Origin of the sequence: Hymenobacter coccineus, from assembly GCF_001816125.1 — a bacterium.
Classification (GTDB): domain Bacteria; phylum Bacteroidota; class Bacteroidia; order Cytophagales; family Hymenobacteraceae; genus Hymenobacter; species Hymenobacter coccineus.
This window is the reverse complement of sequence record NZ_MDZA01000120.1, coordinates 1-6,961: the sequence shown is the minus strand read 5'-3', so window position 1 is coordinate 6,961 and position 6,961 is coordinate 1. Positions and strand designations below refer to the sequence as shown.

The following is a 6,961-nucleotide window of genomic DNA, read 5'->3' as shown; positions in this document are numbered from 1 at the left end:
TGCAGGATTGGGCCGGGCGTTGCGCGCCGGGGCCGCGGCTGCCAGGCCGCTGGGCGTCCGCACGTTGCCCCGGTTGCCAGCATTAACGGAGCCGTTCCGTTTGCGCAAACCCGCTGGGGCCCCGCCGGCGCCGCCCCGGGGCGCCTACCTTTGCTGCTCATTATGCAAATCGCATTGGACAGCCCCACCCCTACCGCCGCTTTCGACAAGGCCCGCACGGGCCTATGGACGAGCCTACAGAAGCACTTGGCCACGGTGTACGCGGCCGAAGCGGCCTACCGGCAGGCGGTTGCTTTCGCCCCGGACGTTCCCTTTGCGGCGGCCGCCGCCACGGCCGACCAGCTTGACGCCTACGGTAAGCAGCGCAGCGCCCTGCGAGACCTCTTTGCGGACGAAACCACGCAGTTGGACCAGTTGACCAAAGCCATCCGCACCAAGGGCTACGCAGCGGACGAGAAGAAGCAACTCTACGTGTTGCTGCTGGGCTACATAGACATTGCCGCTTCGGTGTTCGCCCTGCTTGATTCGCACGCCCCCACCACGCTGGCCGCAGACGATGAGTTGGCCGAAACCAAGGCGCGGTTTGACCGGGTGAAGAACTTTGCCCGGCTGAATGTGAAGGGCGTGGCTGGGCTGCTGGTGGGTTTATAGAAGCACGGAGCGTCGTCGGTGCCAGCTAATTTACCGCTGGCAGCAGGCCCAAATAGAGGCCAAAGCGAGCTGCGTAGCAGTAGAGTGCGACCCAGAAGTGCGCGACCCCGAAGTGCGCAAACTACGCGCCCAACGCAAACGGATCGGACAGGCGCTCGGTACAGGGCCACACCCGCGATGAAATGTAAACGTGGCCCCTTTTTGGTTAGTTGTTGGCAGCCGCTGGGTACTAGAACCGGGCAAAAAGCGACGAGCTAGCTGTGCAGGGTTTGGGCCGTGCGTTGCGCCCCGGGGCCCCGGCCGCGAAGCCGTTGGGCATCCCCTCATTAGCACAATTGCCGGAATTTTTGGGCCGTTCCGCTTACGCAAACCCGGCGGGGGCACGCCAACGCTGCCTCGGGGCACTAGCTTTGCGGCATCATTTCACCACCCACCATGCTGGCTATACGCGCTACTACTACCCTTCTCGGCACTTTTTTCACCCTGGGGGCCCTGGCCCAAACGGCCCCGACCGACAGCGCCCGCGCCCTGCGCGAGGTGACGGTGTACGGCTCGCGCCTGGGCCAGTCGGCGGGCCAAACGGGCCGGGCCGTGACGGTGATTCCCGGCAGCCGGCTGAACGAGTACCCGGTGCTTTCGCTCGACGATTTGCTGCGCGTGCTGCCGGCGCTGGAGGTGCAGAGCCGCGGCAGCTTCGGGGCCCAGGCCGACGTGACGATGCGCGGCTCGACCTTCACGCAGGTGCTGCTGCTGCTGGACGGCATGCGGCTGAACGACCCGCTCACGGGCCACTTTGCGGGCTATTTACCCATCAGCCCGGCCGAAATTGAGCAGATTGAGATTGTGCGGGGCCCCGGCGCGGCCCTGTACGGGCCCGACGCGGTGGGCGGCTTCATCAACATCGTCACCAAAACCTTCGCCGCCACCCACCGGCCCGACGGCACCCAGTTGGCCGCCACGTTCCAATCGGGCGAGTACGGGCTGAAGAGTACCAACCTGGGCTTTTACGGCCAGGAAAAGGGCCTGCGCCTAGCCGGGGGCCTGCTAAACAACACGGCCAGCGGCCAACTGCTCGACGCGCCCGGCGGGGGCCGTAATGATGTAAAGCTCAACACCTACTCGCTGTCGGGGGCCTACGATATTACCTCGAAGCTCAGCGCCGCCGCCCGGGCCAGCTTTGACCGGCGCGACTTCAACGCCCAGAACTACTACACCACCAACCTCGGCGACCGGGCCCGCGAAACCTTCACCCGCGACTGGTACCAGGGCCAGCTGCGCTACGAGTGGAGCGCCAAGGCCCGCACCGAGCTGCAAATCGTGGGCACGGCGAGCACTGATTACTACGTGTATACGCCCACGTCGGTGGCCAGCGACCACCTCATGCACTACCTCAACGTGCAGGGCCAGCACCAGCTGCAAATCAGCCCCAAGCTGCGGGCCACGCTGGGCGGCCAAGCCGACCGCCGCGCTGTGCAGAGCAACGACCGCGGCGACCACGCCGTGTGGCACACGGGGGCCTTCGCCGTGGCCGCCCTCGCCCCCACCCCCGGCCTGAACGTGACCGGGGCCCTGCGCCTCGACCACGACCAGGCCTACGGCACCGAGCTGGTGCCGCAACTCAACGCCAGCCAGCAGCTGGGCACGAAGCTGACCGTGCGGGGGGCCCTGGGCAAGGCCATCCGGGCAGCCAATTTCACGGAGCAGTACAATTCCAACGTGCGGCCGGGCATTACGCCCGCCGGCTTCAACGTGGGCGACCCCAACCTGGCCGCCGAGCGCACCTTCAACTACGAAGGTGGCGTGGACTACCAGGCCACGCCGGCGCTACTGGTGCGCGCCACCTACTTCCACCGCGACGGCCGCAACCTGATCGACTACGTGGCCCAGTCCGGGGCCCAGGTCATTGCTGCCACCGGCCTCGCCAACATCAACCCCAATAGCAGCTACCGCTTCGCCCAGAACCTGTTCAGCGTGACCACCCAGGGCGTGGAAACTGAGGTGCAGGCGCAGGCGCAGCTGGCGGCCGGCCTGCGCCTAAACGGCAGCCTGGGCTACACCTACGTGAACCTCGACAACCGCACCGGCGTGGCCTCGCAGTACCTTTCCAACGTGGCGCGCCACCTCGTCACGGGGGCCCTGAGCCTGACCCACCGCCGGGCCAACTTCGCCTTCAGCGGCGTGTTCAAGCAGCGCGCCGCTCAGCAGACGGACCCGGCCAGTGCCACGGCCCTACCCAGCGTGCTCACCCCTACTTACGCCGTGTTCAACGTGCGCCTCGAAGTGGCGCTGCTGCCCGGCCGGCTCTGGGTGCTGGGCCAGGTCCAGAACCTGTTCGACGCCCGCTACGCCGACCTGCTGGGGGCCCAAATGCCCCGCCGCTGGAGCATACTGGGCGCCCGGCTGGCACTGGGAAAGTAAGGCGGCTTATGAAGTATGAATGAGGAAGATGAGGCGGTTTGTGGCGTACTTGGCGACGCAAACCGCCTCATCTTTTTTATGCGCTGTTTCCTACTTTACCTGTTACTTTTCCTGGCCAGCAGCCAGGCTTTTGCGCAAACCGCCCCGTCGCTGACCCGCACCGATTCGCTGGTGGCCGCGTCGCAGGCGGCGATGCGGGCCCAGCGGTTAGCGGCCGAGGCCAGCGCGGCCACCGACACCGCGGCGGCCCTGCACCGGTTCTACGCGGCGCGGCGGCATCGGGGCCTGCTGATTGCGGGCGGGTTTGTGGCGGTCACCGGGCTCGGCCTCGCCATCGACCAAGCCCACCCCCAAGCATACCAGGGCTTTTACAACATCGCCACCGTGGTCTTCGTGGTCATTCCGGTGCTGGCGGCTAATTTTTTCTACCACGCCCAGTACAGCCACAAAAGGGAGCGGCGGGCCATTGCCGCTTTCGAGGCCCACTACCTGCCCGCCGCCACCAAGGCCCGGTTGAAGGAAAAGTATTTCCAACTGCCCGCCAGCGCCATTCAGCGTTAGCCGGGGGCCCTGGCTCGTTGCCTGGGGCCCCGGCGACCAGCGCAATTTTGCGGCCTGCGTAACAAGTTAAAAGTTGAGGGTTAAAAGTTAAAGCGCCAGGCACTTGCCTTTTAACTTTTAACCCTCAACTTTTAACTCATTACTTCCTACCCCGCCAGGAAACGCACCAGGTACGGCGCAATGCGGCTATTAGGGGCCCCGGCTACCTCGGACGGGGGTGCGGCAATGACCACTTTCCCACCCTCGTCGCCGGCACCGGGGCCGATGTCGATGAGCCAGTCGGCGGCGGCGATGACGCGCATTTCATGCTCCACGACCACCACCGTGTTGCCGGCTTCGACCAGGGCGTTTAGTTGAAGGAGCAGGCGCTCCACGTCGGAGGGGTGCAGGCCGGTGGTGGGCTCGTCGAGCACGTAGAGGGTGTGGCCGCGGGCGGGGCGTTGCAGCTCGGTGGCGAGCTTCACGCGCTGGGCCTCGCCGCCCGATAGCTCGGTGGCGGGCTGGCCCAGGCGCAGGTAGCCCAGGCCCACGTCGCGCAGCACGGTGAGGGGGCGGCGCACGGTGGCATCGTCGGCGAAGAAGGCCCAGGCATCGTCCACGGTCAGGCCCAGCACGTCGGCAATGCTTTTGTCCTGGTACTTGATTTCCAGGGTTTTTTCGTTGTAGCGGGCCCCGTGGCACACCGGGCAGGGCGCGTACACGCTGGGCAGAAACAGCAGCTCCACCATCACGAAGCCCTCGCCCTGGCAGTTTTCGCAGCGCCCCTTGGCCACGTTGAAGGAAAAACGACCGGCGTCGTAGCGCCGCTTTTTGGCCTCGGGAGTACTGGCAAACAGCTGCCGCACGGGGTCGAACAGGCCCGTGTAGGTGGCCAGGTTCGAGCGCGGCGTGCGGCCGATGGGCCGCTGGTCCACCTGCACCAGGCGGCGAATACCGGCCAGGCCGCTGGCCAGACGGCCGCCGGTGGCCTCGGGCGCGGCGCGCTCCAGGGGGTCGCCTTCCTCGTCCTCCGCGGGCAGGGCCTGGCCGAGCTGGGCGGCCACCAGTTCCACCAGCACCTGGCTCACGAGGCTGCTTTTGCCCGAGCCCGATACGCCCGTGACGGCCGTGAACACGCCCAGCGGGAAGTCAACATCCAGGTTGCTAAGGTTGTGGCGCGTTACGTCGCGCAGCTGGAGCCAGCCGGCGGCCGGGCGCGGCGTGGGCAGCATGGGCTTTGCGGCGTCGAACAAGTAGCGGCGGGTTTGCGACCTCAGCCACGGCGGCCAGGCCGGCGGGCGGGCCGCTGTAGAGGATGCGCCCGCCGTGGGCCCCGGCGTGGGGCCCCACGTCCACGAGCCAGTCGGCCTGGCGCACCACGTCGAGGTTGTGCTCGACCACGAACAGCGAGTTGCCCGCTCGTTTCAGGCCGGCCAGGGCCGTCAGTAGGGCCTCTGTATCGGCCGGGTGCAGGCCGGCGGAGGGCTCATCAAGCACGTATACCACCCCGAACAGGTTGGAATACAGCTGGGTGGCCAGCCGCAACCGTTGCAGCTCGCCGGGCGAGAGCGTGGGCGTGCCGCGCTCCAGCGACAAGTAGCCCAGGCCCAAATCGAGCAGCACGGCCAGGCGGGCCACCAGGTCAGCGGCGATGCGCTGGGTGACGATGGCCTTCTCCGGGGCAGCGGCTTCGGCCTTCTTATCCAGCACCTTGCCGCCGGCGTAGGGCCCCAGCACGTCGGCCAGGCGCTTGAGGGGCAGGCGCGAGAAATCGGCGATGTCGAGCCCAGCGAAGGTGACGGCCAGGGCCTCTTGGCGCAGGCGCTTGCCGTGGCAGGTGGGGCACTCCTGGCCGCGCATATACTGGGCCACGCGCTTCTTCATCAGGGCGCTTTGGGTGGTGGCGAAGGTGTGTAGCACGTGCCGCTTCACGCCCGTGAAGGTACCCATGTAGTTGGGTTGCTCCTTGCGCTTGAGGGCCCGCTGCGTCTGCTCGGGCGAGTAGCCGGGGTACACGGGCACCACCGGCTGCTCGTCGGTGAACAGGATCCAGTCGCGCTGCTTTTGGGGCAACTCCTGCCAGGGCGTGTCCACGTCGTAGCCCAAGGTTACCAGGATGTCGCGCTGGTTTTGGCCGCCCCAGGCCTGGGGCCAGGCCGCAATGGCCCGCTCGCGGATGGTGAGCGACGGGTCGGGCACCATCGTTTGCTCCGTCACTTCGTATACGCGGCCCAGGCCGTGGCAGGTGGGGCAGGCGCCCTCGGGCGTGTTGGGCGAGAAGCCTTCGGCGTACACAATGCCTTGGCCCTTCGGGTAATCGCCGGCCCGCGAGTACAGCATCCGCAGCAGGTTGGCGAGCGTCGTGACCGAGCCCACCGACGAGCGGGTGCTGGGGGCCCCGCGCTGCTGCTGCAACGCCACGGCCGGCGGCAGCCCGTCGATGCGGTCCACCTCGGGCACCGCCATTTGGTGAAACAAGCGCCGTGCGTAGGGCGACACCGACTCCAGGTAGCGCCGCTGGGCCTCGGCGTAGAGCGTGCCGAACGCCAGGCTGGATTTGCCCGAGCCCGACACGCCGGTGAACACCACCAGCGCGTCGCGCGGGATGTCCACGTCCACGTTTTGCAGGTTGTGCTCGCGGGCGCCGCGCACGGTCACGTAGCCGGCAAGCGGCTCATTAGTAGTTTTTTGAGAAGCGTCAGCCATGAAATTAAGGGCAAGCAGGCGCCACCGGGTAGCGGCGGCGCGGCTTCCTTATACGCAAGTGGGGCCCCGGCATCTGGGCCCGGGGCCCTTTTGCAGTTGAGCAGTGCGGGCGGTGGTCGGCAGCGGGGTGGTCCGGCGAATTGCCCGAAGAACTTCATCGAGACACTCTTACTACCCGATGTTACGCAGCGTTTGGCAGCGCAAACTTGGCAGTTCGCGCTACACTCCGGCAGGCCCTTTGGCTAAATCGCTGCGTAACTCAATTACTATGAACCGGAGCCGCTGTTCTTGAGTAAGAGTGGCCCGACGAAGCCCTGCGGGCAATTCGCCGGACCACCCCGCTGCTGGCCACCGCCAAAAACGAAGCCCCGACTGGTAGAACAGTCGAGGCTTCGAAAGTGTGGGCTAATCAGCAATCCTTAACTTAATCCAGAAATGAAAGGTAATGGTAGTTGAGTAAATCTTGTCAATAATCGCTGACAAGGCTTTGGCTTTGCGGTGGCCGCACCGGGGCCCCACGCAAACGGCCGCGGCGGGAATTGCTCCCACCGCGGCCGTTCAAATCATTGGCTGAGCCAGGGGCCCGGGGGCTAGCGTCCGCGGCCACCCCGACCGCCGAAGCCCGCCGCGGGGGCCCCCACCGTTG

General features: G+C 66.6%; 3 protein-coding genes and 1 pseudogene. 3 read left to right on the top strand and 1 reads right to left on the bottom strand.

All coding sequences use genetic code 11. The features are described 5' to 3' along the window. The first annotated feature begins 162 nt into the window (after nt 1–162). The 3 genes from BEN49_RS09045 (at nt 163) to BEN49_RS09035 (ending at nt 3,630) form a co-directional block, all read left to right on the top strand. The gene (locus BEN49_RS09045) at nt 163–651 is read left to right on the top strand and encodes a hypothetical protein (RefSeq protein WP_070742703.1); all 489 of its coding nucleotides are present in this window, start codon (nt 163–165) and stop codon (nt 649–651) included. A 435-nt stretch (nt 652–1,086) separates the two neighbouring features. Further along, a complete protein-coding gene (locus tag BEN49_RS09040) occupies nt 1,087–3,069 on the top strand; it encodes a TonB-dependent receptor plug domain-containing protein (protein ID WP_070742702.1) in 1,983 nt (660 codons plus the stop codon). 78 nt (nt 3,070–3,147) lie between these two features. Then, the gene (locus BEN49_RS09035; protein ID WP_070742701.1) at nt 3,148–3,630 is read left to right on the top strand and encodes a hypothetical protein; all 483 of its coding nucleotides are present in this window, start codon (nt 3,148–3,150) and stop codon (nt 3,628–3,630) included. Between the two features lie 146 nt (nt 3,631–3,776). Here the strand turns inward: BEN49_RS09035 and uvrA are convergent. After that, nucleotides 3,777–6,315, bottom strand: a pseudogene (gene uvrA, locus BEN49_RS30910) (excinuclease ABC subunit UvrA). Between the last annotated feature and the right edge of the window lie 646 nt (nt 6,316–6,961).